The following is a 26206-nucleotide window of genomic DNA, read 5'->3' on the forward strand; positions in this document are numbered from 1 at the left end:
TGCAGGGCAACCGACCATTCTAGGGCGCCGGTCTTCTGCAAGACAGAAAATAGAACGATCGTGCTTTTTCGTGATTATAGGCGAGTGTCGGCCGGTGGCGAAACGGTGGCCGGCAAAGACTCGACGCGCACCACGCGCTGAGGATACGGAATGTCGATGCCCGCACTGCGCAGGCCATCGAGGATCGCGATGTTGATCGCCGAACGCAGGTTGTCCTTGCCCTTGTCGGGGTCGGCCACCCAGAAATGCAGGCTGAATTCGAGCCCGTCGGGCGCGAAGTTCATGAGGTAGGCCGCGGGCGCCGGATCGGCCATCACGCGCGGCTGCGCGGCGGCGGCCTCCGTCAGGATGGCCTGCACCTGCGCCACGTCGCTGTCGTAGCCGACCACGATGCCGGTCGTGATGTTGAATTTGCGATCGGCCAGCGAGAGGTTTTCGACCCGGCTCGTGATGAGCGACTCGTTCGGCACGATCGACTCGCGCCCGTTGCCGGCGCGCACCAGCGTGTAGCGGGTCTTGATGTCGGTGATGCGGCCTTCGAAGCCGTCGACCTTGACGTTGTCGCCGATGCGGATCGAGCGTTCCAGCAGGATCACGAATCCGCTCACATAGTTGGCCGCGAGTTTCTGCAGGCCGAAGCCCAGGCCCACGCCCAGTGCGCCGCCGAGCACCGACAGCGCGGTCAGGTCGACCCCCACCGCGGACAACGCGAACAGCAATCCGATCAGCAGCAGAAAGGCGCGGATCGCATTCGACGCGACCTTGCGCATCGACAGGTCGGTGACGGCTTCGCGGAGGATGCGCTTCTCGATGGTCGACGCGATCCAGAGCGCGATCACCAGCACCACGCCGGCCGAGAAGATGCCCTCGAAAATGGTGCGCAGGCTCACGCGCGATTTGCCGAACGCCAGCGTGATCTCGTCGAGTTCGGCCAGCACCGGCGGCAGCAGCCCGATGATCCAGAGCACGGCGGCGATCCAGGCCAGCCAGGAAATGGTGCGCTCGATCAGCTTGGCCAGCGCCGATTGCGGAAACACCCGCTGCAACACCCGCGCGAACAGCCGGATCGCTGCCAGCGACAAAAACACCGGCACCGCAATGCGCAGCACCAGCACTGGCTGAAAGCCGAGCACCGCGCGCCGCGCCAGGTCGGTCAGCAGCAGTGCGAGCAGCGGAAACAGCAGCCCGTCGAAGGTGCGTTGGCCGAACCAGATCGAATCCCCGGGCTGGTCGCGCCCGAACCACCTGCAGACCGCCCAGGCCAGCCCCACGCAGACAACCAGCGCCGCCAGCTCGACCGAGAGCGTGCGGAATTCGACCTGGCCCAGGCGCTGGCTGAAGTCGCTGATGAACATCTACAGATCGGCCAGCACGCGCACGTGCGCTTCGACGCTGCGGGCCAGTGCATCGAGGTTGTAGCCACCTTCGAGCAGCGAGACGATGCGGCCGTCCGAATAGGCGCGCGCCACGTCGCGGATGCGGCTGGTGATCCAGGTGTAGTCGTTTTCGTTGAGGCCCATCTGGCCCATGTCGTCGTCGCGGTGGGCGTCGAAACCGGCACTGATAAAGATCATCTGGGGCTGGAATTCCTCGAGCCTCGGGATCCACATCATCTCGACCAGTTCGCGCACGTCCATGCCCTTGGTGTAGGCCGGCACCGGCAGGTTGAGCATGTTGGGCGCAGGGTGCTCGGTGCCGCTGTACGGGTAGAACGGATGCTGGAAAAACCCGACCATCAGCACGTGCGGATCGTTCGAGAGAATGTTCTCGGTGCCGTTGCCGTGGTGCACGTCGAAGTCGACGATGGCAACGCGCTCCAGGCCATGAACCTCGATCGCATGGCGCACCGCGATCGCGATGTTGTTCAGAAAGCAGAACCCCATCGCCTGGTCGCGGCAGGCATGGTGGCCGGGCGGGCGCACGGCGCAGAACGCGTTTTCGACTTCGCCGCGGATCACGGCATCGGTGGCTGCGATGGCGGCACCGGCGGCGCGGCGGGCAGCCAGCAGCGTGAATCTGGTGAGCGTTGTGTCGGGGTCGATCTGGGCGTGATCGGGGCCGCCGGCCGGCGCATCGGCCACCAGACGCTGGTTCAGTTCTTCAAGGTGCTCGAGGTGTTCGACGCTGTGCGCCAGGGTGATCTGCTGCAACGTGGCGAGCGGCACATCGATGCGCTCGAGCGCATCGCTCACGCCCGTCATCAGCAATCTGTCCTCGATCGCGTCAAGCCGCTCCGGGCATTCCGGATGGCCTGCACCCATGTGATGCTTCCAGAAATCGCGGTGTGTCAGATACCCGGTTTTGGCCATGTCTCTTGTCGCGCGCCGACCTTATACGGCCAAGGGCCGTGGGCCTTACGGTATTGTTTGCATATGGATACAAAAATGGACGTCGCAGCGAAGCTCGCCAGTTTGCTTGGTCAGCTTAACACGGTGATCGTGGGCAAAGAGGCCCAGGTGCGCGACTGCGTGGCCTGTCTTCTGGCCGGCGGCCACCTGCTGATCGAGGATGTGCCGGGGGTCGGCAAGACCACCCTCGCCCATGCGCTCTCGCATACTTTCGGGCTGCAGTTCTCCCGGGTGCAGTTCACCGCCGACCTGATGCCGGGTGACCTCTCGGGCGTGGCCATCTACGACCGCGCCCAGCAGGCCTTCGTGTTCCACCCCGGACCGATCTTTGCGCAGGTGCTGCTGGCCGACGAAATCAACCGCGCCAGCCCGAAGACCCAGAGCGCGCTGCTCGAAGCGATGGAAGAAAAACAGGTCACGGTGGAAGGCGAAACACGGCCGCTGCCCACGCCGTTCTTCGTGATTGCCACGCAGAACCCGCACGACCAGCTCGGCACCTTCGCGCTGCCCGAATCGCAGCTGGATCGCTTCCTGATGCGCATTTCGCTCGGCTACCCGGATCGCGCGGCCGAACGCGAACTGCTGGCCGGCGCCGACCGGCGCGAGATGCTGGCCACCCTGCCCGCCTTGCTGACCGCCGGCGAACTGACCGCATTGCAGCAGCGCGTGCAGCAGGTGCATGCGGCCGACCCGCTGCTCAACTATGTGCAGGATCTGGTGGCTGCCACACGCAATGGCCGCTGGTTCCTGCAGGGCTTGTCGCCGCGCGCCGGCATCGCGGTGCTGCGCGCTGCCAAGGCGCAGGCGCTGCTGGCCAATCGCGACTACGTGGCGCCTGACGATGTGCAGGCAGTGCTGCCGCAAACCGTGGCGCACCGCATGACGCCGGTGGGCGATGCAGGCCGCGGCGCCGTCGAGCAGGTGCGCGCGATGATCGCAGCCGTGCCGCTACCGTAGCAATGGCTCACCCCCTTGCGGCCCTGCGCAGTCGCATCGACGGCTGGTTCCTGTCGCGCCGGCCGCCGTCGGACACCATCGAACTCACGCAGCGCAACGTCTACATCGTGCCGACGCGCGCCGGCTGGATGCTGGGCGCCACGCTGCTGGTGCTGCTGATCGCCTCCATCAACTATCAGCTCAACCTGGGCTATCTGCTGACCTTCCTCTTGGCCGGCAGCGTCGCCGTCGGCATGCACGTGTGCCACGGCACGCTGCGCGGACTGGCCATGCACCTGATAGCGCCCGATGCGCAGTACGCGGGCACTGCAGCCGTCTTTCGCGTGGTGCTGCACAACGCGCGGCGCGGCGTGCGCTATGGCATCGGGCTCAGCGTGCGCGGCAGCGGGCAATGGGCTTGGGCCGACGTGCCGGCCGAGGGCAGCGAAACGGTCGAGGTTGCCTTCAAGCCTTCGACCCGGGGCCTGCATGCCGTGCCGGCGCTGACGGCCGAGACGCGTTTTCCGCTCGGCACCTTCCGCGTGTGGACGGTCTGGCGGCCCGCGGCCAGGGTGCTGGTGTACCCCTCGCCGGAACCGCATCCGCCGCCGCTGCCACCGGGCGAGCCGCTGGCCGGACAAGCCTCTTCCGCCATGGCCGCATCGCAGATCGCGGGCGAGTATGACGGCGTGCGGGCTTACCGGCGCGGAGATCCGCTCAAGCTGGTGGTCTGGAAGAAGGCGGCGCGCGCACAGGCGACCGGCTCGAGCGAACTGGTGAGCCGCGACACGCAGCAGGCCCAGCGCCAGGAACTCTGGCTCGATGCGCAGGCAGCGGGCTTGCCGGAACTCGAAGCCCGGCTGTCGCGGCTGTGCGCCTGGGTGCTGATGGCGGATCGGCTCGGCGTGGACTACGGCTTGCGTGTCGGTGCCCTGCAAGTGAAACCGGCGCAAGGCGAGGCACATCGCAGGCGCTGCCTGGAGGTGCTGGCGACATGCTGAAGCAACTCGCCTCGCTCCCCAGAGACGCCAGAGACACGCTGTTCCTGCTGGTGGTGATCGCACTCATCGTGCTGCCGCAGGTCGGCAACCTGCCGCTCTGGTGCAGCGCCCTCACCGCCATCGTGCTGGTCTGGCGCGGCAGCCTCGCGGTGCAGGCCAAGCCGCTGCCGGGCCGGTGGTGGCGCGCCGCCCTGCTGGCCGTGACGCTGGCCGCCACCTTCGCCACGCACCGCACCCTGCTCGGCCGCGATGCCGGCGTGACCATGGTGGTGGTGCTGCTCGCGCTCAAGACGCTGGAACTGCGTGCGCGACGCGACGCGTTCGTGATCTTCTTTCTGGGCTTCTTCGCGATGCTCACCAATTTTTTCTACTCGCAGTCGCTGCTGACCGCGTTGGCAATGCTGCTGGCGCTGCTGGGCCTGCTGACCGCCCTGGTCAACGCCCACATGCCGGTGGGCCGGCCGCCGCTGTTGCAGGCGGCACGCACGGCCGGCTGGATGGCGCTGCTGGGCGCGCCGATCATGCTGGTGCTGTTCATGCTGTTCCCACGGCTCGCGCCGCTGTGGGGCACGCCGGGCGATGCGATGGCCGGGCGCAGCGGACTGTCGGGCACGATGAAGGTCGGCAGCATCGCCCAGCTGGCGCTCGACGACAGCATTGCGGCCCGCATCCGGTTCGAGGGTCCGCCGCCACCGCAGCGCGAACTGTATTTCCGGGGGCCGGTGCTGGCCCGCTTCGATGGCCGCGAGTGGAGTGCGCTGGAGCCCTGGGCGCGCGGATCGGTGCCGGCCAACCTTCGCGTCGAAGGCGCACCGCTGCGCTACCAGGTCACGCTCGAAGCGAGCAACAAGCCGTGGCTGCTCACCCTCGATGCCGCGAAAGACGCACCGAAGGTGCCCGGCTACGAAACCTTCAGCGCGCCGGATCTGCAGTGGTTCGTGAACCGGCCCATCAACGACCTGCTGCGCTACAGCGCCGAGAGCTACACGCAGTTCCGCAGCGGCCCGGAGCGCCGAACGGCCGGCCTGCAGACCTACCTGAACCTGCCGCCGGGTTCCAACCCCCGCACCGTCGCACTTGCCGCGCAGATGCGCAACGACCTGCCCGGCGCCGACACGCCGGCCTTCGTGCAGGCCGCGCTGCAGCGCCTGCGCACCGGCGGCTATGCCTACACGCTCGACCCCGGCGTCTTCGGCAACGACACGGCCGACGAGTTCTGGTTCGACCGCAAGGAAGGGTTCTGCGAGCACATCGCCTCGTCGTTCGTGGTGCTGATGCGCGCGCTCGACATTCCCGCGCGCATCGTCACCGGCTACCAGGGCGGCGAGATCAATGGAGTCGACGGCTTCTGGGTGCTGCGCCAAAGCGACGCGCACGCCTGGGCCGAGATCTGGCAGGAAGGCACGGGCTGGGTGCGCGTCGACCCGACCGGTGCGGTGTCTCCGGGCCGCGTCGGTGCGTTCAACCGGCTGGCGCCGCAACCCGGCTTTTTCGCCGGCGCGATCGGCACCATGAGCCCGACGCTCGCGCAGAACATGCGTGCCGTGTGGGAGGCCGTGAACAACGGCTGGAACCAGTGGGTGCTCAGCTACACCCAAAGCCGCCAGCTCAACCTGCTGAAGAACCTCGGCTTCGACGCGCCAAGCCTGCAGGATCTGGCGACCGTGCTGATCTGGCTGCTGGTGGTCGTGAGCATCGGTGGCGCCGGCTGGACGCTGTGGGAGCGCAGCCAGCACGACCCCTGGCTGCGATTGCTGGGCCAGGCCCGCAGGCGCCTCCGCAAGGCAGGGCTCGACCTGCCCGACGCCGCGCCGCCACGCCGGATGGCACAGCACGTCAATGAGCGCTTCGGCGCGGCCGGCCAGCCGGTACACGACTGGCTGCTGCGGCTTGAAGCGCAACGCTATGCCAGGACGCCGGGCGCTGCGTTGTCGCGGCTGCGCACCGAATTCCGCCGGCTGGCCTGGCCGCATTGAAACCAACGGTGACGGCGTCCGAAGGCCGCCGGCGGGCCGGCACAATCCTCCACCATGCGACGTCTTCTCTCCCACGCCCTCCCTGCCGCCGTCGCCTTGATGGCTTTCTGCGCCTATCCCATAGGGGCTTCAGCCCAGAAAGCTTCTGAAAAGCGAGCGACTGCGGTGCGTGGCGGCGTGCCGTATGCGACGCGCGACGACGCGATGCGCTTCGCCGATGACGTGGCGTCGCGCCGCAACCTCGACCGCGACTGGGTCCGCGCCACTATCGGCGGTGCGCGCCTGCTGTCGAATGTGCCGCGCCTCATGCTGCCAGGGCCGAAGGGATCGCCGAAAAACTGGAACGTCTACCGCAGCCGCTTCATCGACCCGGTGCGCATCGCAGCCGGAGTGCGCTTCTGGCGTGCCAACGCCGACACGCTGGCCCGCGCCGAGGCCGAGTTCGGCGTGCCGGCCGAAATCGTCGTCGGCATCATCGGCGTGGAGACCATCTACGGCCGCAACATGGGCAGCTTCCGCGTGATCGACGCGCTGGCCACGCTCTCGTTCGACTTCCCGCAGGAACACCCGCGCGCGGCCGAGCGGCGCGCTTTCTTTCGCGGCGAGCTCGAGAGTTTTCTGAGCACCGAGAGCCGCACCGCCGAAGACCCGATGGTGCCGCTCGGCAGCTATGCCGGCGCGATGGGCATGCCGCAGTTCATGCCGAGCAGCATCGCCAAGTACGCAATCGACTACGACGGCGACGGCAAGGTCGACCTGGTGAACAGCCCGGCCGACGTGATCGGCTCGGTGGCCAACTACTTCAAGGGTTTCGGCTGGCAGCCGGGCATGCCTTCGATCTTCCCGGTGCGCTTCGACACGGCGCGGCTCAACATGCCGGTGCTGATGGCGCCCGACATCCTGCCGAGCTTCAGCGCCGACAGCTTTGTAGCCGCCGGTGCCGTGCTCGAGGGCGAGGCGCTCAAGTATCCCGGCCTGCTGGCGCTGATCGAGCTGCAGAACGGGCCCGACGCGCCGATCTACGTGGCCGGCACGCGCAACTTCTACGTCATCACGCGCTACAACTGGAGCAGCTACTACGCCATGTCGGTGCTGGATCTCGGCCACGAGGTCAAGGCCGCCATGGAGCAATAGCCGAATCACCGAATCGCCGGCGATGATGCCCTCTGACTTCGAGACTTGCTGGCGCGGCCCATGGGCGGCCCTGAAGCTGGATCCGCCGCCGGAGCTGCTGGACGAGTTGCTCGCACGCTATGCCGAACCGCAGCGCCACTACCACACGCTGCAGCACCTGGGCGAATGCCTTGCCGGTTTCGAGCGCGAGCAGGCGCATGCGGTGCGGCCCGGTGAGGTCGCCATCGCGCTCTGGTTCCACGACGCGATCTACGACGTGCAGGGCCACGACAACGAGGCCCGCAGTGCCGACTGGGCGCGCGCTGCGTTGCAGCGGGCGGGTGCATCCAACGTCGTCGCGCAGCGGGTGCACGCGCTGGTGATGGCGACCTGCCACGATGCCGGGCCGGTCGATGCCGACGCGCAGTTGCTGGTCGACATCGACCTGTCGATCCTCGGTGCGCCGCCCGAGCGTTTTGCCGAGTACGAACGCCAGATCCGCGCCGAGTACGCGCATGTCCCACCCGCGACTTTCGAACCGCGCCGGCGCGAGATTCTGGGCCGCTTCCTGGCGCGCGATCCGCTCTACCTGACCCCGGGGCTGCGCGCGGCGTGCGAAGCCCAGGCCCGCGTCAACCTGCGCGCGGCGATCGGCTGAGTCATACGGGATCGCGCTCTCAGACAAGGAGCTCTGGCCTTTGCCGGCAGTCGCTTCTCGCGCTAGCGCTCCGTGTTGACGTTTCGGGGTAGGCCGCTGGCGGCGGGTGGCCCCTTCCGCGAATGTCCCCCGGGCTTCGCCCTCCTCCTTTATTTCGCTGCAGGGGCCACCCACCACCATCGGCCAGGGCACGCTCGTGGTGTTCAGCGCGAATTGGTCACGCCGCTTCCAGGCTCAGGGCGGTGGGGCACGCTGCGCAGCGAAATAAAGGAGGAGGCCGCAGGCCGGGGGACATTCGCGGAGCAGCGTGCCCCGCCGCCCTGAGCCCACCCCGGAACCTCAGCGCCCCGATCCCGCACCGCTCAAATCAAACGCCGAACGCTGTGAATGCAAGACCGTATCAAGCCGGCACAAGACGCCACCAGCCGGTGCGCAGTGCCTCGCCCTCTTCTTCCACCCAACCGAGCAACAGCCCGTCGGAGCCCGCGCCCTGCAGCGCCAGGCGTTGCAGGGCCTGCGGGTCGCGGCCGACCACGAAGCTCGCGTCGCCCTGCCAGGCCAGCGCCTGGCCGAGCGCGGCGAGCATCAGGGCCGGCTGGCTCTGCATGAAACTGAAAGGCATCGGCAGGCCGCTGCGCAACTGACCAACGCTCGCGCGCGTGGCGCTCTGCGCACCGCTCAGGCTGGCCACGCGCACGCGCGCACCGGTTGGCAAAGCGCTCTCGCCAGCCGCATCGAGACAGCGGCATGCGCCGTAGAGCGCGAGTTCGGCCCACAAACCCAGGCGGCGCGGCCGCTGGCCGAGGCGCTTGGCGAGATCGTTGCGCCAGGCCAAAGGCGGTGGATCGGCTTCGACATGCGAGGCCACGCGCCAACCCGGGATCGCTTCGAGCGTGAAGTTCATGCGCCGCAATCTTCCAGCACCAGCGCCGCATGCCCGCCGCCGAAACCGATCGCATTGAGAAGAACGTAGCGCAACCGATCCGGCGCCTGCGAGGCCAGCGCGAGTTCCAGTGCGGGGTCGATTTCGTGCGTCACGCCGGGCCACGCACCGCTTTCGATGCAGCCGGTGAGCAGCACCAGCTCGGCCGCGCCGGAGGCGCCGAGCGTGTGGCCGATCAGCTGCTTCAGCGCCACCAGCGGCGGCAGCACGCCGAACACCTGCTTCAAGGCAGCGGCTTCGATCGCGTCATTGGCCGGGCTGCCCGCGGCCTGCGGTTTGACGAGGTCGATGTCCTCCGGGCGCAAGCCGCCCTGGTGCAGGGCTGCGCGGCACATCGCGATCACCGCGCCCGCTTCGGCACCGGTCGGGTTGCTGCCGTCCACCACGTTGGCACCGCCGGCAATGCGCCAGCGTGCGGGCACGGCGTCAAGCCAGAGCGCGGCCACGGCTTCGCCCAGTACTAGGCCGTCGCGCTGCGCGCCGAACGGGCGGGCGCGGTCGGGCGAAAGCAACTGCATGCCACCGAAGCCCGCCACGGTAAAGGCATTGCTGAACTCGATGCCCAGCACCAGTGCCTGCGTCGCTTCGCCGCCGCGGATGAGATCGGCCGCGGCCAGCACCGCGTTGACGGCCGAGGTGCAGGCGGTCGACACCGTGAACACCGGCCCCTGCCAGCCGATCGCGGCGGCGATGACATCGGCGAAGGTCTGCACGTCGCCGGCGAACAGGTGATCGCTCTCTTCATAACCCACGTCGAGCGAGGACGAGGCCACGAACAGCGGCATGCCGGGCGCGGTGGGCGCGCCGGTTTGCGCGACCACGCGGCGCACGGTGCGACGCAGGCGCTCGCGCCAACTGCCCGCCTCGTCCGGTAGCGTGTGCACGGGCCAGCTGAAGCCCTCGGCCACGGTGACCGGCGTAGCCGCGACGCCGCCGCTGCGCAGGGCCGCCAGCGAACTGGCCAGGTCGGCCCCCAGCGCGCAGGCCACCCCGCGACCGGCCAGGTAGACCTTCTTCATGGGCTGCGTGCTTGCAGGTGCTGCGCCAGGTGCGCGATGGACGTGAGCGCGCGGCGCGTGTCCTTGCTGTCGGGCATGCGCACGCCGTAGCGTTGCTGGATCGCCATCGACACCTGCAATGCATCGAGCGAATCGAGGTCGAGCCGGGCCTCGGGGCCGAACAGCGGCTCGTCGTCGGTCAGGCCGCCTTCCGGCGCCTCCTTTTCCACGGCTTCGAGCACCATCGCCTTCAGTTCGGCGATCAGGTCGGACAAATCGTTCATGCCATCGGCTTCCGGAACAGCCATGCGGCCAGCAACAGCATGGCGGCCGCAAACGCGACGAGGCGGCCCACCTCGGGCAAGGTGGCGGCGACGCCGCCGCCGCGCAGCAGCACGGTCAAGAGCGCTTCGAGGCCCCAGTTCATCGGCGACAGCTCGGCGACGCGCTGCATGAACGGCGGCATCACGAACTTGGGCACCATGATGCCGCCGGCCGCGGCCATCAATACATTGACGATGGGCCCGACCGTGGCGGCCTGGGCGTGGCTGCGCACGGCGCAGGCCAGCGCCAGCGACAAGCTCACCGCCGCAAGGCTGATGGCACCCAGCGCCAGCGCGAGCGCACCCCAGTGGATGCCGGCCAGCGACAGCGCATCGCCTCCCAGCAGCGGCATGAGCCAGACGCCGACGGCCAGCATCAACAGCGCCTGCAGCGCATTGACGCCGAGGTAGGGCAGCGCCTTGGACGCCAGCAGCATCGCGCGCGGCACGCCCAGGCTGCGCAGCCGCCCCAGCGTGCCGGACGCCCGCTCCTGAATGAACAGGCTGGACAGCGACGCCACCACGAAGAACATGCCGAACACCAGCCAAGCCGGCACGTTCTGCTGAACCGCCGTCGGCCGCGTGCCGCCACCGGTGAAGCGCTCCGCCTGCACAAGCGCCGCGATAGACGCGCCGGGCAGCGGCGGCGGGCCTCCCGCCACCTGGGACTCCAACCGGCCCTTGACCTCGCCCGCGGCACCGATCAGCTCGGCGCGCAGCGCGTTGAACAGGTTGCCGTCGATGCCCGGCTCGGCCAGCAACTGCACCCGCGGCGCGGTCGGCAGCGTGGGTGCATGGAGTGCATCCGACAGGCCGGGCTGCAGCACGATCACGTACTTGAGCTGCCCGTTGCGTAACGCTACCTGCCAGTCGGACGGCAATGCTTGCGGCACGCCGTGCGCGCGCCGCCAGCCGGCCAGCATCAGTTGCGCGGGCTCATCGGTGTCGCGCTGGTCGACCGCATAGCGCAGCGTGGCCAGCGGCGGGTTGTAGTAGTCCTTGAGCGCGAGCGACATCAGCACGATGAAGATCACCGGCATCAGGAACAGCGCGGCCAGCCCGTGCACGTCGCGCGCGAGTGCGAGCAGTTCTTTCTTGACGAGGGCCGGCAACATCGTCGTCATTCCACGTCGCGCAGCGGGCGCCGGGTGAGCGCCATGAACAGCTGTTCGAGGTTGTAGCGGCCGAACTCGGCCTGCCGCACGGCCACGCCCGCAGCGTCGAGCGCCGCCAGCACCTCGGCCGGGCGGCGGTTGGTGCCGAGGCGCACGCGCCAGTGGTCGACGCCCTGCTCGACCGTGCCGAAGCGCTCCAGCAGCGCCGCATCGATGCCGTCGGCACGCAGCGTGAGCACCATGGCGCCTTCGGACAGCAGCTCGTCGAGCGTGCCATCGCGCAGCAGGCGCCCTTGGTCGAGGATCGCAACGCGATCGGCGATCGCCTCGATCTCTTCCATGTAGTGCGTGGCGTAGATGACCGCCGCGCCGCCGGCCGCCAGCGTCTTGATGGCATCGAGCACGAACGCGCGCGATTGCGGATCGACACCGACCGTCGGTTCGTCGAACAGCAGCAGTTCGGGCTCGGGCAGCAAGGCGATCGCCAGGTTGAGCCGGCGCTTCAGGCCGCCCGACAGGCGCTCCGCCCGTTTGCCGGCAAAGGCCTCGAGCTGTGCGAACTGCAGGCAGGCGGCCATGCGTGCCTGCTTGCGCGCGCCGCTGAGTCCGCCGGCCGCCGCGAAGCAGGCCAGGTTTTCCGCCACCGTGAGCATCGGATAGAACGCATACTCCTGCGGCGCCACGGCGATGCGCGTCGGTGTGCGCGCGCGCACCGCCTGCAGCGGTTCGCCATCGATCAGCACCCGGCCGCCCTGCACTGCCAGCGCGCCCGACAGGTGCGAGATCAGCGTGGTCTTGCCGGCACCGTTGGGGCCGAGCAGTCCCAGCACGCTGCCGCGCTGCGCCGTCAGCGACACGTCGTCCAGCGCGGCGTTGGCAGCGCCGGGGTAGCGGTGGCTGACGTGTTCGAGCGCGAGCATCTGCGCCTTATGCGACGGCGCGTTTCAGGTCGCGAAAAAAAACTTCTTCCTGGTCGGCCTGGGCCCGCAGCAGCTTCGCCAGTTCAGGCGGATCCACCGGTTCGCGGCGCTTCACCATGCGCGCCGCCTTCAGCGCGAAGCCGCGCCAGTCGTCGCCGATGGCGGTGAGCCGGTCGGAAAACGGCACCAGTTGGGGCATGGCCGCGAGTTGCGCGGCTTCCTGCAGGAACGCGGCGTAGATGAACCGGAAACCCGCGCCGCCCGTACCGATTTCTTCCTGCATGCGCACCATGTGGCCGATGAAGTCGACGGTGTGCGCATCGCCCGCGGGCAGGCGCTCGAGCTTGTTGGCCAGCATGCGCATGCCGCGCACGCCGACGATGGGAATCGGCGCCAGCATCGTGCGGATGTTCTTGCGGATGGCTTTGACGACGGCGGCCGGCTCGACGACCTTGTGCCCGATCGCCTGCGGGTAGTACATCAACCCCTTCGGCGCGAGCACGCCCTTGGCAAAGCGTGCGCGCGACAGGTCGGCGCTGGCGCAGCGCATCGGCGCTTCGAACACCGGATCGCTGATGAGGTAGTCGTCGCCCTCCTTGCCGTAGACCAGCAGGTTGTGCGCATTGAAGTGAAAGCGCATGTTGGGCGGGAAGTACGGCAGCCAGTACACCGAGGTCTGCAGGCCCACGAGCTGGCCGTCGGCGAGCAGCGCGTCGAGCCGCCGTTGACCCGCCTCGGGCGTGCGGAACGTCTCGAAGCGAAAGCGTGCCGCCAGCGGCGCCAGCAGGCCCTTGATGATGGACTTGGGCGGCATGCGGTACGAAATCAGCGGCAGGCCCGACAGCTTGATGAATGGCAGGTAGGCGAACGACAGCGCCGACGAGAGGCCGAACGCCAGGCTCTCCGTCATCGGCACGCCATGGTGGCGCATCAGGTTCGAGATGACGCCGCTTTCGCAATGCGCCGCTTGTTGATGTTCGAAGTTCACGGCAGGCCCTGCAAGGTGGAAACGGGAAGGCCCAGCGCCTCCGAATAGCGTGCCAGCTGCTTCCCGGACAGGGCCGCGAAGTGACTCGGCTTCAGGTGGCGCCGCACGCGCCATTGCCAGAAGCCGCTGGTCTGCGAGAGCAGCGCCACGTCCATCCGGCGCTCGTACATCCAGTACTCGAGCGGCGACGCGAGCCCCTGGGCCACGCGCGCTCTCGCGGCTTGCGCCAATTCGACAAGCACATCGACCGCGTGGCTGGTGACGATTTCCTCCGCCTCCCAGCCGCGCGAAGTGGTGGTGACGACGCGGCCCTGCGCGTCGCGGGCGTACATCAGCTTGGAATGGCCGTCGAGGGTCGCATTGCCCTCTTGCGGTACCGCGTCGAGATCCATGGCTACACCGCTTCCATATAAATGAAGCCGCTCGAGAAGCGACCGCTTTCGGGCACGAACATCAGCAGCTTGTGGCCGGGCTCGATGCGGCCCGAACGGAACAGCTCGTCGAGCATGATGTAGGGCGATGCCGACCCGGTGTTGCCCTTGCTCGCAAGGTTGCTGAACCAGCGCTCGCGCGGAATCGCGAAACCCATCGATTCGAGGCAGCGGCTCACAGGTTCGACGAAATAGTTGGACGACAGGTGCGGCAGAAACCAGTCGACGTCGGAAGCCTTCAGGCCGCGCTTCTCGACGATGGCGGCCAACGGCTCGCCCAGCGTGGCGCGAACGATGTTCTCGTTGAGCAGGCGCACGTCCTGCTTGACGGCGAAGGTCGATGCGCGCTGCCAGTCTTCCGGTGCGGTGCGCGCCCAGCCATCCAGCCCGCCTTCGGCGTTCTTGTCGGCGCCCGCATACATGCAGACCGGCAGTTCGTGCGCGGCGGAAGACAGGTCGATCCATTCCACGCGCAGCGACAGCGGGCCGCGCGGCTCGCGCTCGAGCAGCACGGCGCCAGCGCCGTCGGAGAGCATCCAGCGCAGGAAGTCTTTTTCGAAGGCGATCTCGGATCGCTCCTCGAGCGCTTCGAGCCGGTGTTCAAGCTCGGCCTCGAACCTGGAACCGCGCATCACGGCGGAGGCCAGTTCCGAGCCGGTGGCCACCGCACGCTGCGCGTCGCCCGAGCGCACCGACAGCCAGGCGTGCTTGAGCGCCGTGGTGCCCGCCAGGCAGACGCCCGCGCAAGCCACTACCTCGAGCCTCGGCCAGCCGAGTTCGCCGTGCACCATCACCGCATGGTTGGGCATCAGCTGATCCGGCAGCGAAGTGCCTGTGACGAGGCAGTCCACCGGCCCGATGTCGCCCAGTGCCCGGATCGCCGAGGCGGTGAGTTGCGCATTGCTCATGGCGAGCTGGCCGGTAGCCCGGTCGATGGCGTAGTGGCGCGACTGGATGCCGTTGCTGCGCAGGATGAGCCTGCGGGCGCGCGACGCCTTGCCGCCGATACGGCCGAGAACGTCTTCGATTTCTTCATTGCTGACCGGGGAAAAAGGCAGGAAGGCGGCAGTACGGGTCAGGAAGACATCAATCGTCATAGAGGTGGCTGCGGTCGGTGGCCGAGCCGGATGGATGCTCGAATCGGGCTTTCATTTTAGTCAGCCATCCCCGAAACAATGGCCGGAACAGCGCCTGCAGGCTCAAACTCACGGGAACGACCGTGACGATGAGTGCAAGCAGGAAGAGCACGTACAGCACCAGCAGCGGCTTGCGCTGCCAGCTGCCCGGTTTGCCGACGGCCATGATCAGCTTGCCCCAGAGATAGAAGCTGCGGGTGCCGGCCTTCTCGCTGATGTAGAGCCGTGGCTGGGCTATCACCGCACCGAGGCCGGCCAGCAGCGGGTTCGACCCGCGCTCGGCATCGCTGCGCAGCGCGTCCCGCAGCGCCAGCCCGAAGCGGCGCGCGCCGGTGATCTGCGCCACGCTCAGGCCCGCGTCCGGCAGGCCCCAGAAGCCGCGCTTGCGCCCGGACAGCAGCCAGACCGGTGTGGTGATGAAGGTGGCGAAGGTGTTGCCGGGGTCCGTCAGCACCACGTTGTCGATCAGCCGCGCACCAGTGGCCGCGAGGAGGACTTTCAGCTTTTCGTGCGCGAGCAGCCACATGTTGCGGCAGGCGATCACGGTGACCACGGGCTTCCCGTTCAACAGCCGGGCCGCCACCGGATGCTGCAGGAACGCGGTGATCGGCAGCGAGGGCGCCAGAAACCAGACCTGGTACGGCAGGATCACGAGGTCGAAGTTTTCGTCGCCCTTGAGCGAAAGCGGCGCGAGCGGCGGTGGCCGCATGTGGGCCGACTCGGGAAAAGCGTCGAAAAAGGTCAGAAAAGGCCAGGGAAACGGATGCGGCTGCAGCGGGCGCAGCGTTTCCACATGCACGCGGATGCCCGGATCGGCACGCAGCGGGGCCAGGATCTGCTCGGCGACCGCGTCGAGTTGCCCGGTCTGGGAGTAGCGGATCACCAGTACGCGCTTGGGCGGCGGCACGGGTGTGCTCGATGAAAGGGAAGTCACGGCGGCGCAGGAAGAAGGAAGAGGAAAGTCTGCAAATGTAGGTGAGCGCGCAAAAAAGGCTGCCGCACTCGCGTGCGGCAGCCTCCGTGGGCAGTCAAAGGGCTGGCAGGCCTCAGCGCACCTTGCCTTCCTTCCAGGCGGTCAGCAGCTTGTTGTAGTCGATGGTTTCACCCTTCGGCTTTTCGTTGGCCAGCTTCTTCCACGGCGCCTGCTGGTCGCTCAGCCACTTGTTGGGATCGCCCTTGGCGTTGAGCTTGGGCGGGCACTTGGCCATGCCGGCACGCTGCAGACGGCCCATGACGTTGTCCATCTCGTCGGCCAGGTTGTCCATGGCTTTCTGCGGCGTCTTCTCGCCGGTCACGGCTTCGGCCACGTTCTTCCACCAGAGCTGCGCGAGCTTGGGGTAGTCGGGCACGTTGGTGCCGGTCGGCGTCCACGCCACGCGCGCCGGGCTGCGGTAGAACTCGACCAGGCCGCCGAGCTTGGGCGCCAGGTCGGTCATGGCCTTGCTCTGGATATCCGACTCGCGGATCGGCGTGAGACCGACGATGGTCTTCTTCAGCGACACGCTCTTGGCCGTGACGAACTGGGCGTAGAGCCAGGCTGCGGCGGTCTTGTTGGCGTCATGGGCACTGAAGAAGGTCCACGAGCCCACGTCCTGGTAGCCGTTCTGCATGCCCTGCTTCCAGTACGGGCCGTTCGGGCCCGGAGCCATGCGCCACTTGGGCGTGCCGTCGGCATTGACCACCGGCAGGCCCGGCTTGGTCATGTCGGCCGTGAAGGCCGTGTACCAGAAGATCTGTTGTGCGATCTGGCCCTGGGCCGGCACCGGTCCGGCTTCGCCGAAGGTCATGCCCGTGGCTTCCTTGGGCGCGTACTTCTTCATCCAGTCGATGTACTTGGTGAGCGCATAGACCGCGGCCGGCGAATTGGTGGCGCCGCCGCGCGAGACCGAGGCACCCACCGGCGTGCACTTGTCGTCGCCCACGCGGATGCCCCATTCGTCCACCGGCATCCCGTTCGGAATTCCGATGTCCGCAGTGCCTGCCATCGAGAGCCAGGCATCGGTGAAGCGCCAGCCGAGCGACGGGTCTTTCTTGCCGTAGTCCATGTGGCCATAGATCGGCTTGCCGTCGATGGTCTTGACGTCCACGCTGAAGAATTCGGCAATGTCCTCGTACGCGCTCCAGTTGAGCGGCACGCCGAGCTCGTAGCCGTACTTGGCCTTGAACTTGTCCTTCAGATCCTGGCGCGCGAACAGGTCGGCGCGGAACCAGTACAGGTTGGCGAACTGCTGGTCGGGCAACTGGTAGAGCTTCTTGTCCGGCGCCGTCGTGAAGCTGGTGCCGATGAAGTCCTTGATGTCCAGGCCCGGATTGGTCCATTCCTTGCCCGTCCCAGCCATGTAGTCGGTCAGGTTCATGATCTTGCCGTAGCGGTAGTGCGTACCGATCAGGTCGGAGTCGGAGATCCAGCCGTCATAGATCGACTTGCCCGACTGCATCGAGGTCTGCAGCTTTTCGACCACGTCGCCTTCCTGGATCAGGTCGTGCTTGACCTTGATGCCGGTGATCTCCTCGAAGGCCTTGGCCAGCGTCTTCGACTCGTACTCGTGCGTGGTGATGGTTTCCGACACCACCGAAATCTCCTTGACGCCCTTGGCCTGAAGTTTCTTGGCGGCATCGATGAACCACTTCAACTCTGCGGTCTGCTGATCCTTGGTCAGGGTCGACGGCTGGAATTCGCTGTCGATCCATTTCTTGGCTTCGGCCTCGCCTGCCGAAGCGCTTTGCGCGGCGAACATCGCCGCTGCCAGTGCCAATGCCGTATAGCGCATCTTCATGAGTCTGTCTCCTCGGTTGGTGCTTCCCCGGTGTTGTGAGATCGCGGCTCCGGGGAAGCAGAGAGCCGGATTCGCGAATTCAATTCAGAGCGTGATCAGCCTTTGCGCATCACCAGCGCCAGCAGACCCATCGACAGCACGAAGCTGATCCAGATCGAAGGCTCGACCTCCAGGCCCATCCATTCCTGGAACTTGCCCGCGAGGCCGATGAAAACCAGATTCAGATAGGCCGCTGCGAGCAGCCCGATGAAGAGGCGGTCGCCGCGCGTGGTTTCGATCGGCAGCCAGCCCTTTCGCATCACGGTGGGCGACTTGAACTCCCACACCGTCATGCCGACCAGCATCAGGCCGATGCACGTGAAGAACACGGCCACCGGCGTTGTCCAGACCATCCATTCGAACATTCGTTTCTCCTCAGACTCTGCCCATCGCGAAACCCTTCGCGATGTAGTGCCGCACAAACCAGATCACGATCGCGCCCGGCACGATGGTCAGCACCCCGGCCGCGGCCAGCGTCGCCCAGTCCATGCCCGAGGCACTCACGGTGCGCGTCATGGTGGCGACGATCGGCTTGGCGTTGACGCTGGTGAGCGTGCGTGCCAGCAGCAGCTCGACCCAGCTGAACATGAAGCAGAAGAACGCCGCCACGCCGACACCGGCCTTGATCAGCGGCAGGAAGATCGTGAGGAAGAAGCGCGGGAACGAATAGCCGTCGATGTAGGCCGTCTCGTCGATCTCGCGCGGAATGCCGCTCATGAAGCCTTCCAGAATCCACACCGCCAGCGGCACGTTGAACAGCAGGTGCGCCAGCGCCACGCCGAGGTGCGTGTCCATCAGGCCCACGGTCGTGTAGAGCTGGAAGAACGGCAGCAGGAACACCGCGGGCGGCGTCATGCGGTTGGTCAGCAGCCAGAAGAACACATGCTTGTCGCCAAGGAACGAATAGCGCGAAAACGCATACGCCGCGGGCAGCGCCACGGTGAGCGAGATCACCGTGTTGATGCCGACATAGATCAGGCTGTTGATGTAGCCCGAATACCAGCTCTCGTCGGTGAAGATGCGTGCGTAGTTGGCCCAGGTGAAGTGCTGCGGAAAGAACGAGAAGCTCGACAGGATCTCCTCGTTGGTCTTGAAGCTCATGTTGATCATCCAGTAGATGGGCAACAGGGCGAACAGGATGTAGAGCAGCAGGAAGATGCTGCGCTTCTGGAAGCGTTTGTCAGTCATATTGCCCCCACGCGCTGCATTTCGTGTCATCGCTGCCCCCCGAGGGGGCGCGAACTTGCTTGGGGCGGCCCGGCGCGGCGTTCATTGCTCCACCTCCACTTCTTGGGTGCCCACGCGCTGCATCCAGTTGTAGAGGATGAAGCACAGCAGCAGGATGATCAGGAAATAGATCAGCGAGAAGGCGGCGGCCGGGCCCAGGTCGAACTGCCCGACGGCCTTCTGCGTGAGGTACTGGCTCAGGAAGGTCGTGGCGTTGCCAGGACCGCCGCCGGTCAGCACGAAGGGCTCTGTGTAGATCATGAAGCTGTCCATGAAGCGCAGCAGCACCGCGATCATCAGCACGCCGCGCATCTTGGGCAGCTGGATGAAGCGAAACACCGCGAGCTTGCTCGCGCCGTCGATGCGTGCGGCCTGGTAGTAGGCGTCGGGAATGGAGCGCAGGCCGGCGTAGCACAGCAGCGCCACCAGCGGCGTCCAGTGCCACACATCCATCACGAGCACCGTCAGCCAGGCGTCGGTGGCGTTGCCGGTGTAGCTGTATTCGATGCCCATCTTCTGCAGCGTGTAGCCCAGGAGGCCGATGTCGGCGCGCCCGTAGATCTGCCAGATCGTGCCGACCACGTTCCACGGAATGAGCAGCGAGAGCGCGACGATCACGAGCACCGCAGACGCCTTCCAGCCTGCTGCCGGCATCGACAGAGCAAGCATGATGCCGAGCGGAATCTCCACCGCCAGCACCGCGAGCGAGAAGCCGAGCTGGCGGTACAGCGCCGAATGCAGTTCGTCGTCGCGCATCACCGCCGCGAACCATTCGGTGCCGACGAACACGCGCCGCTCGGGCGAGATGATGTCCTGCACCGAATAGTTGACCACCGTCATCAACGGCACGATGGCCGAGAAGGCGACGCAGATCAGCACCGGCAGGACGAGAAACCAGGCCTTCTGGTTGATGGGTTTGGTTGTCGTGCTCATGCGACCAGCTCCTCGTTTTGGTAGTAGCAGGTGTGCGTGTCCAGCACCTGGAGCCACACCGTTTCGCCGACAGCGGGCACCACCACGTCGGAATGCAGCCGAACCTTGAGCACGCCGTCACCGGCCCTGGCGCTCAGCATCTGGTGCGTGCCGACGTCCTGCAGCAGCGACACCGTGGCTGGCACCGCGCCCGCCGAATGGGGTGCAGCGAGCTTGACGTATTCGGGCCGGATGCCGAGCTTGAGCGCGCCTTCGGGCAGGCTGCGCGTCAGCCGCAGTTTGGCGCCCGCCACTTCCAGGCTGCCGGCATGGCTTTGCGCCGCCATGAAGTTCATGCCCGGCGAGCCGATGAAATGGCCGACGAAGGTGTGGGCCGGCCGCTCGAACAGCGCTTCGGCACTGCCGACCTGAACCGCCTTGCCGCGCGTCATGACCACCACCTCTTCGGCAAAGGTGAGAGCCTCGACCTGGTCGTGCGTGACGTAGATCAGCGTGAGCTTGAGTTCGCGGTGGATCTGCTTGAGCTTGCGCCGCAATTGCCACTTGAGGTGCGGATCGATCACCGTGAGCGGCTCGTCGAACAGCACCGCCGACACGTCGCTGCGCACCAACCCGCGGCCCAGGGAAATCTTCTGCTTGGCATCGGCCGCGAGGCCGGCTGCGCGCTGGTTGAGCTGGCCGCTCATGTCGAGCATCTCGGCGATCTCGCCGACGCGCTTCTTGATCTGGTCGGCCGGCACCTTGCGGTTGCGCAGCGGAAACGCCAGGTTCTCGGCCACCGTCATGGTGTCGTAGATCACCGGAAACTGGAACACCTGGGCGATGTTGCGCTCCTGCGGCGTGGCGTGCGTCATGTCGCGGCCGTCGAAGGTCACCGTGCCCTGCGACGGCACCAGCAAGCCCGAAATGATGTTGAGCATGGTGGTCTTGCCGCAGCCCGAGGGCCCAAGCAGCGCGTAGGCGCCGCCGTCGCGAAAGCTCATCTTCAGAGGCAGCAGCGCGTAGTCGCTTTCCTGCGTTGGGTTGGCACGGTAGGCGTGCGCGAGATCGAGGTCAATGCGTGACATGGCGTTCCTCAGGGCGTCTTGCGCCAGGCGGGCGCGATGGCCAGCCGGTCGCTTGCGTCGAACACATAGGCCTGCGTGGCGCTGAAATAAAGGGTGATCGCCTCGCCCAGTTCCAGCCGGTGCACGCCGGTGAGTTGCGCCACCAGTTCGCCGACCACCGTGTGCACGTGCACGAAGGTGTCGGAGCCGGAGATCTCGGCCAGTTCCACCTTGCCGGACAACGCGATGTCGCCCTGCCCTGCGTCGACGTTGAGCGCGCTCGCACGCAGGCCGACGGTGAGCTTGCCGTCATTGCCGGCCGGCAGCGCCAGCGGCAGCAGCGGCCCGCCTTCGAGCTGCACGCCGCCGGCCGCGGCACGGCCTTTCAGCAGGTTCATCGGGGGATCGCTGAAGGCCCGCGCCACGCGCAGCGATTGCGGCGCGTGGAAGACCTCGGCGGTCGGGCCGTACTGCAGCAGTTCACCAGCGTCCATCACGGCGGTGTAGCCGCCCAGCAGCAGCGCCTCGCCCGGTTCGGTGGTGGCATAGATCACGGTCGAGTCGCCACTGGCGAACAGTTGCGTGAGCTCTTCGCGCAAGCCTTCACGCAGCTTGTAGTCGAGGTTGACCAGGGGTTCGTCCAGCAGCATAAGCGGTGCGTTCTTGGCCAGCGCCCGCGCCAGCGCCACGCGCTGCTGCTGGCCGCCCGACAGTTCCTGCGGATAGCGGTCGAGAAACATGCCGATGTGCAGCTTGTCGGCGAGTGCCTTGACGCGCGCATCGATGTCCGGCTCGCCACGCAGCTTGAGCGGCGAGGCAATGTTGTCGGCCACCTTGAGCGAGGGATAGTTGATGAACTGCTGGTACACCATGGCCACGTTGCGCTCGCGCACCGCCATGCCGGTGACATCCTTGCCGTTGACCACGACCCGGCCCGTGCTCGGCGTGTCGAGCCCGGCCATCAGGCGCATCAGGCTGGTCTTGCCGGCCTGCGTGGCGCCGAGCAGCACCGTGACCGCGCCGGTCTTCGGCGCGATGCTCTGCTCGTAGAGCCAGGTTTGCGCGCCAACCTTCTTGGTGACGCGCTCCAGTGTCAGTTGCATGCACTCCCCTCCGCCTGGAACCAGGCCTCCACCTGCGCGCGTTCCGCCGCGCTGCAGTGCAACCCGAGCTTGGACCGACGCCACAACACATCGTGCGCCGTCATCGCCCATTCACCGGATTGCAGATAGCGCAGTTCGCGCTCGAAAAGACCCGGCGCCACCTCGGCGCCGAGATCGGCCATCGATGCCGCGTCGCCGAGCACGAGTTCGACCCGTGCGCCGTAGCCGCGCGCCAGCCGGCGCACCAGCGCGGCGGGCAGCCAGCCGTACCGCTTCTGTACTGCGACAACGAAGCGTTCGAAATCCTCATCGGGCCGCCTGGCGGCGCCGATCCACGCCGACAGGTCGCCGCCGGCCAGGAAGGCGCCGTCGGTCCAGGCCGCGCGGGTCTCGCCCAGCATGCGACCCACCTCGTCGGCGGCGTCTTCCGCCAGCTTGCGGAAGGTGGTGATCTTGCCGCCCCAGACCGACATCAGTGGTGCGGCTTCGGTGTTGGGCTCGAGCAGGTAATCGCGCGTGACGGCCGAAGGGTCGCCCGAGGCGTCGTCGAGCAGCGGTCGCACGCCGGAATAGGTCCACACCACGTCGGCCGGCACGATCGGCTTTTCGAAATAGCGACTGGCCTGGGTGCAGAGGTACGCGATCTCGTCGTCGCCGATGCGCGCCGCGCCAGGGTCGTCGCCCGCGATCTCGATGTCGGTGGTGCCGATCAGCGTGAACGCGTCCTGGTACGGAATCGCGAAGATGATCCGTTTGTCGGGATTCTGGAAGATGTAGGCGTGGTCGTGCTCGAACAGGCGCGGCACCACGATGTGGCTGCCCTTGACCAGTCGCAGGCTCTTCTTGGCCAGCGTCTCGCCATGCGCCGAGCGCGCCACGCTGCGCAGGAACGATTCGGCCCAGGGGCCTGCCGCATTGACCACGGCGCGCGCGCGCACGGTGCGCGTGCCCTGCGGGCCTTCGAGGGTCGCGACCCAGCCCTCGCTGCCACGCTGCGCCGCGACGCACCGGGTGCGCGTGAAAACCTGCGCGCCTCGTTCGCGCGCATCGAGCGCGTTCAGCACCACCAGGCGCGCGTCGTCGACCCAGCCGTCGGAATACACGAAGCCGCGCCGGTAGCTTTTCTTGAGCGGCACGCCAGCTGCATGCCGGTGCAGGTCGACCGTGCGCGAACCCGGCAGTACTTCGCGCTTGGCAAGGTGGTCGTACATGAACAGGCCGATGCGGATCATCCAGGCCGGCCGCATCGAGGGGTCGTGCGGCATCACGAACCGCAGCGGCCACATGATGTGCGGCGCGCTGCGCAGGAGCACCTCGCGCTCCTGCAAGGCCTTGCGCACCAGCGAGAACTCGTAGTACTCGAGATAGCGCAAACCGCCATGAATCAGCTTGGTCGAAGACGACGAAGTGTGCGAGGCAAGATCGTCTTTCTCGCACAGCACCACCCGCCAGCCCCGCCCGGCCAAATCGCGCGCAATGCCGCAGCCATTGATGCCGCCGCCGACGATCAGCACGTCGCAGTCGATCTCGGAAACAGGCTCGGGGGACGGAATGGCGCTCACGGCAGAAGTAATCAAGGGACGGTGACTTTGTTCACAATGGGCGGCTTCGGCGCTTTCGTATGTTTTCATTTTGGTTCCTTACGGCGCGATTTTCCTCGGAGTTAACCCTTAGTCTTGTTCGTTTACTTTCGCCATAAAGTGCCTCAATCGCTCTTTCCAGCCGTGTCCGTGAACTCCAATCCCCGCCAGATCAACCTGCTCGACACAGTGCGTGCACGCGGCGCAGTCACGGTCGAGCAGCTTGCGGAGATGCTGGGCGTGACGCTGCAGACCGTGCGCCGCGATGTCCAGCGCCTGGCCGACGAGGGCTTGTTGACGCGCTTTCACGGCGGCGTGCGCGTACCGACTTCCACCACCGAGAACATCGGCTACCAGCAGCGCGAAACGCTGCACGCGGAGGGCAAGGCGCGCATCGCGCGCGCCGTGGCGGCGCAGGTGCCGAACAACTGCTCGCTGATCCTCAACATCGGCACCACGACCGAGGCCATTGCGAAGGCACTGCTGCGCCACACCGGCTTGCGCATCATCACCAACAACCTCAATGTCGCGGCAATCCTCAGCGACAACCCGCAGTGCGAAGTGATCGTGGCCGGCGGCTCGGTGCGGCCGCGCGACCGCGCCATCGTGGGCGAAGCGACGATCGACTTCATCCGGCAGTTCAAGGTCGACATCGCGCTCATCGGCGTCTCGAGCATCGAGTCCGATGGCTCGCTGCGCGACTTCGACCTGCGTGAAGTGAAAGTGGCACAGACCATCATTGCGCAGGCGCGCGAGATCTGGCTCGCGGCCGATGCGAGCAAATTCAACCGGCCGGCCATGATCGAGCTCGGCAACCTGTCGCAGATCGACCGGCTCTTCACCGACGCGCCGCCACCGCCGCCCTTCCCCGAGCTGCTCGCGCGCGCACAGGTGCGTTGCGACATCGCTTCCGACAATCCCTTGTGACGAGTTCTCAATGACCTATCTGCTGGCCCTGGATCAGGGCACTTCGAGTTCGCGCAGCATCGTGTTCGACCGCGAGGGCCGCATCGTCGCGATGGCGCAGCGCGAGCTGACGCAGATCTATCCGCAGCCGGGCTGGGTCGAGCACGATCCGCGCGAGATCTGGAAGAGCCAACTGGCCACTGCGCGCGACGTGCTGCAGAAGGCGAAGCTCGAAGCCCGGGACATCCATGCCATCGGCATCACCAACCAGCGCGAGACCACCGTGCTGTGGAACCGCAAGACCGGCGAGCCGGTTCACAACGCGATCGTCTGGCAGGATCGGCGCGCCGAACCGATGTGTGCGCAATTGCGCGAAGAAGGCATGGCCGACACCATCCGCGACAAGACCGGCCTCGTCATCGACGCCTACTTCTCCGGCACCAAGCTGCGCTGGCTGCTCGACAACGTGCCCGGCGCGCGTGCCGCGGCCGAAGGCGGCGAACTCGCGTTCGGAACGATCGACAGCTGGCTCATCTGGCAGCTGACCGGGGGCAAGGTGCATGTCACCGACGTGAGCAACGCGTCGCGCACGATGCTGTTCAACGTGCACGACAACGCCTGGGACGCCGACCTGCTGAAGGCGCTCGACATTCCCGCCGCGCTGATGCCTGACGTGAAGCCCTCGAGCGCGCATTTCGCCGACGTCGATGCGCAACTGCTGGGCCGTGCCATCCCGATCGGCGGCGTCGCCGGCGACCAGCAAAGCGCCCTGTTCGGCCAGGCCTGCTTCCAGGCCGGCATGGCCAAGAACACCTACGGCACCGGCTGCTTCCTGCTGATGCACACCGGCGACGCGTTCCAGCCTTCGCACAATGGCCTGCTCGTGACCAGCGCCGCGCAAACCAGTGCCCAGCCGCAGTACGCGATGGAGGGCAGCGTGTTCGTCGGTGGCGCCGTCGTTCAATGGCTGCGCGACGGCCTCAAGGCGATCCAGGGCAGCGCCCAGGTGCAGGGGCTGGCCGAGAGCGTGCCCGACGCCGGCGGCGTGATGATGGTGCCCGCCTTCACCGGCCTGGGCGCGCCCTACTGGAATGCCGATGCGCGCGGCACCATCACCGGCCTGACCCGTGGCACCACGGTCGCGCACATCGCACGGGCTGCGCTGGAAAGCATCGCCTACCAGAGCGCCGCGTTGCTACAGGCCATGAGCCGCGACGCCGTCGCGGCCGGCGGCAAGCCCGTGGCAGAGCTGCGCGTCGACGGTGGCGCCTGCGTCAACGACCTGCTGATGCAGTTCCAGGCCGACCTGCTGGGCATCCCGGTGGTGCGACCCGAGGTGATCGAAACCACCGCACTCGGCGCCGCCTATCTCGCGGGGCTCTCGAGCGGCATCTACGAAAGCACGGAACAGTTGTCGAAGCAGTGGCGGGTGCAGCGCCGCTTCATTCCGACCATGGGCCGCGCCCAGGCGGAGGAGTCGATGGCGCGCTGGGAGCGGGCCGTCCGCCAGGCCACGACTGTTTGATACGGTCTTCTTGGATTCACAGAGTCCGACGTTTGGTTTGAGCGTTGCGGTTTCGGGGTGGGATCAGGGCGGTGGGGCACGCTGCTCCGCGAATGTCCCCCGGCCTGCGGCCTCCTCCTTTATTTCGCTGCGCAGCGTGCCCCACCGCCCTGATCCTGGAAGCGGCGTGAATGTTCGCGCTGAA

General features: G+C 67.0%; 25 protein-coding genes. 7 read left to right on the forward strand and 18 right to left on the reverse strand.

Going from position 1 to position 26206, the window contains the following annotated elements:
- Positions 1-74: 74 nt before the first annotated feature.
- Together QTI05_RS21925 and QTI05_RS21930 are read right to left on the reverse strand one after the other, a co-directional pair.
- Positions 75-1355, reverse strand: coding sequence for a mechanosensitive ion channel family protein (locus QTI05_RS21925; protein WP_286620896.1), 1281 nt, complete (start codon positions 1353-1355; stop codon positions 75-77).
- Complete coding sequence (locus QTI05_RS21930; RefSeq protein WP_286620898.1) at positions 1356-2309, reverse strand: histone deacetylase family protein; 954 nt, start codon at positions 2307-2309, stop codon at positions 1356-1358. It lies immediately after the preceding gene.
- Positions 2310-2384: 75 nt separating this feature from the next.
- Between QTI05_RS21930 and QTI05_RS21935 the strand changes: the two genes are divergently transcribed.
- The 5 genes from QTI05_RS21935 to QTI05_RS21955 are packed head-to-tail and all read left to right on the forward strand — an operon-like array spanning position 2385 to position 8032.
- Complete coding sequence (locus tag QTI05_RS21935; RefSeq protein ID WP_286620900.1) at positions 2385-3305, forward strand: AAA family ATPase; 921 nt, start codon at positions 2385-2387, stop codon at positions 3303-3305.
- 2 nt (positions 3306-3307) lie between these two features.
- Positions 3308-4285: a DUF58 domain-containing protein gene (locus QTI05_RS21940; RefSeq protein ID WP_286620901.1), complete on the forward strand. Its 978-nt coding sequence runs from the start codon at positions 3308-3310 to the stop codon at positions 4283-4285.
- Complete coding sequence (locus tag QTI05_RS21945) at positions 4279-6261, forward strand: transglutaminase TgpA family protein (protein WP_286620903.1); 1983 nt, start codon at positions 4279-4281, stop codon at positions 6259-6261. Before QTI05_RS21940 ends, QTI05_RS21945 begins: the two co-directional genes overlap by 7 nt.
- 54 nt (positions 6262-6315) lie before the next feature.
- Positions 6316-7395, forward strand: a complete 1080-nt coding sequence (mltB, locus tag QTI05_RS21950) for a lytic murein transglycosylase B (RefSeq protein ID WP_286620905.1) — start codon at positions 6316-6318, stop codon at positions 7393-7395.
- A gap of 22 nt (positions 7396-7417) precedes the next feature.
- Positions 7418-8032 carry an HD domain-containing protein gene (locus tag QTI05_RS21955; protein WP_286620906.1) on the forward strand — a complete coding sequence of 205 codons (615 nt, stop codon included), beginning with the start codon at positions 7418-7420 and terminating at the stop codon, positions 8030-8032.
- Positions 8033-8432: 400 nt separating this feature from the next.
- On the opposite strand, the gene QTI05_RS21960 is transcribed toward QTI05_RS21955, so the two are convergent.
- The 16 genes from QTI05_RS21960 to glpD all read right to left on the reverse strand — a co-directional run bounded on the left by QTI05_RS21960 (position 8433) and on the right by glpD (position 23642).
- Positions 8433-8936, reverse strand: a complete 504-nt coding sequence (locus QTI05_RS21960; protein WP_286620908.1) for a hypothetical protein — start codon at positions 8934-8936, stop codon at positions 8433-8435.
- Entirely contained in the window at positions 8933-9994 is a 1062-nt protein-coding gene (locus tag QTI05_RS21965; RefSeq protein ID WP_286620910.1) for a beta-ketoacyl synthase N-terminal-like domain-containing protein, read from the reverse strand. Before QTI05_RS21965 ends, QTI05_RS21960 begins: the two co-directional genes overlap by 4 nt.
- Positions 9991-10257 (reverse strand): acyl carrier protein, encoded by a 267-nt coding sequence (locus QTI05_RS21970; RefSeq protein ID WP_286620912.1) that lies wholly within the window; start codon positions 10255-10257, stop codon positions 9991-9993. The genes QTI05_RS21965 and QTI05_RS21970 overlap by 4 nt, the downstream gene beginning before the upstream one ends.
- A complete protein-coding gene (locus QTI05_RS21975; RefSeq protein WP_286620913.1) occupies positions 10254-11411 on the reverse strand; it encodes an ABC transporter permease in 1158 nt (385 codons plus the stop codon). The genes QTI05_RS21970 and QTI05_RS21975 overlap by 4 nt, the downstream gene beginning before the upstream one ends.
- A gap of 5 nt (positions 11412-11416) precedes the next feature.
- Complete coding sequence (locus tag QTI05_RS21980) at positions 11417-12331, reverse strand: ABC transporter ATP-binding protein (RefSeq protein WP_286620914.1); 915 nt, start codon at positions 12329-12331, stop codon at positions 11417-11419.
- Positions 12332-12338: 7 nt separating this feature from the next.
- Positions 12339-13319: a BtrH-related acyltransferase DarH gene (gene darH, locus QTI05_RS21985; RefSeq protein ID WP_286620915.1), complete on the reverse strand. Its 981-nt coding sequence runs from the start codon at positions 13317-13319 to the stop codon at positions 12339-12341.
- Positions 13316-13711 carry a DarG family dialkylresorcinol biosynthesis protein gene (locus tag QTI05_RS21990; protein WP_286545222.1) on the reverse strand — a complete coding sequence of 132 codons (396 nt, stop codon included), beginning with the start codon at positions 13709-13711 and terminating at the stop codon, positions 13316-13318. Before QTI05_RS21990 ends, darH begins: the two co-directional genes overlap by 4 nt.
- Positions 13712-13713: 2 nt before the next feature.
- Complete coding sequence (locus tag QTI05_RS21995) at positions 13714-14847, reverse strand: beta-ketoacyl-ACP synthase III (RefSeq protein WP_286620916.1); 1134 nt, start codon at positions 14845-14847, stop codon at positions 13714-13716.
- Complete coding sequence (locus QTI05_RS22000; protein ID WP_286620917.1) at positions 14837-15820, reverse strand: dialkylrecorsinol condensing enzyme; 984 nt, start codon at positions 15818-15820, stop codon at positions 14837-14839. Before QTI05_RS22000 ends, QTI05_RS21995 begins: the two co-directional genes overlap by 11 nt.
- A 112-nt stretch (positions 15821-15932) precedes the next feature.
- A complete protein-coding gene (locus tag QTI05_RS22005; RefSeq protein WP_286545227.1) occupies positions 15933-17663 on the reverse strand; it encodes an ABC transporter substrate-binding protein in 1731 nt (576 codons plus the stop codon).
- Between the two features lie 95 nt (positions 17664-17758).
- Positions 17759-18067, reverse strand: coding sequence for a DUF2160 domain-containing protein (locus tag QTI05_RS22010; RefSeq protein WP_286620918.1), 309 nt, complete (start codon positions 18065-18067; stop codon positions 17759-17761).
- A 10-nt stretch (positions 18068-18077) separates the two neighbouring features.
- Positions 18078-18890 (reverse strand): carbohydrate ABC transporter permease, encoded by an 813-nt coding sequence (locus QTI05_RS22015; protein ID WP_286545229.1) that lies wholly within the window; start codon positions 18888-18890, stop codon positions 18078-18080.
- 81 nt (positions 18891-18971) lie between these two features.
- Positions 18972-19862 carry a carbohydrate ABC transporter permease gene (locus QTI05_RS22020; RefSeq protein ID WP_286545231.1) on the reverse strand — a complete coding sequence of 297 codons (891 nt, stop codon included), beginning with the start codon at positions 19860-19862 and terminating at the stop codon, positions 18972-18974.
- Positions 19859-20929, reverse strand: a complete 1071-nt coding sequence (locus QTI05_RS22025) for an ABC transporter ATP-binding protein (RefSeq protein ID WP_286620920.1) — start codon at positions 20927-20929, stop codon at positions 19859-19861. Before QTI05_RS22025 ends, QTI05_RS22020 begins: the two co-directional genes overlap by 4 nt.
- A gap of 8 nt (positions 20930-20937) precedes the next feature.
- Positions 20938-22011, reverse strand: coding sequence for an ABC transporter ATP-binding protein (locus QTI05_RS22030; protein WP_286545233.1), 1074 nt, complete (start codon positions 22009-22011; stop codon positions 20938-20940).
- On the reverse strand, positions 22002-23642 hold the full coding sequence (gene glpD, locus QTI05_RS22035) for a glycerol-3-phosphate dehydrogenase (RefSeq protein ID WP_286620921.1): 1641 nt from the start codon (positions 23640-23642) through the stop codon (positions 22002-22004). Before glpD ends, QTI05_RS22030 begins: the two co-directional genes overlap by 10 nt.
- Before the next feature lie 99 nt (positions 23643-23741).
- Here glpD and QTI05_RS22040 point away from each other — a divergent pair, with 99 nt between their 5' ends.
- Both QTI05_RS22040 and glpK read left to right on the forward strand, forming a co-directional pair.
- Positions 23742-24518 carry a DeoR/GlpR family DNA-binding transcription regulator gene (locus QTI05_RS22040; RefSeq protein WP_286545236.1) on the forward strand — a complete coding sequence of 259 codons (777 nt, stop codon included), beginning with the start codon at positions 23742-23744 and terminating at the stop codon, positions 24516-24518.
- Positions 24519-24528: 10 nt separating this feature from the next.
- Positions 24529-26022: a glycerol kinase GlpK gene (gene glpK, locus QTI05_RS22045; protein ID WP_286545237.1), complete on the forward strand. Its 1494-nt coding sequence runs from the start codon at positions 24529-24531 to the stop codon at positions 26020-26022.
- Positions 26023-26206 lie beyond the last annotated feature (184 nt).

It is taken from the genome of Variovorax fucosicus (assembly GCF_030316825.1).
Lineage (GTDB): Bacteria > Pseudomonadota > Gammaproteobacteria > Burkholderiales > Burkholderiaceae_C > Variovorax > Variovorax fucosicus.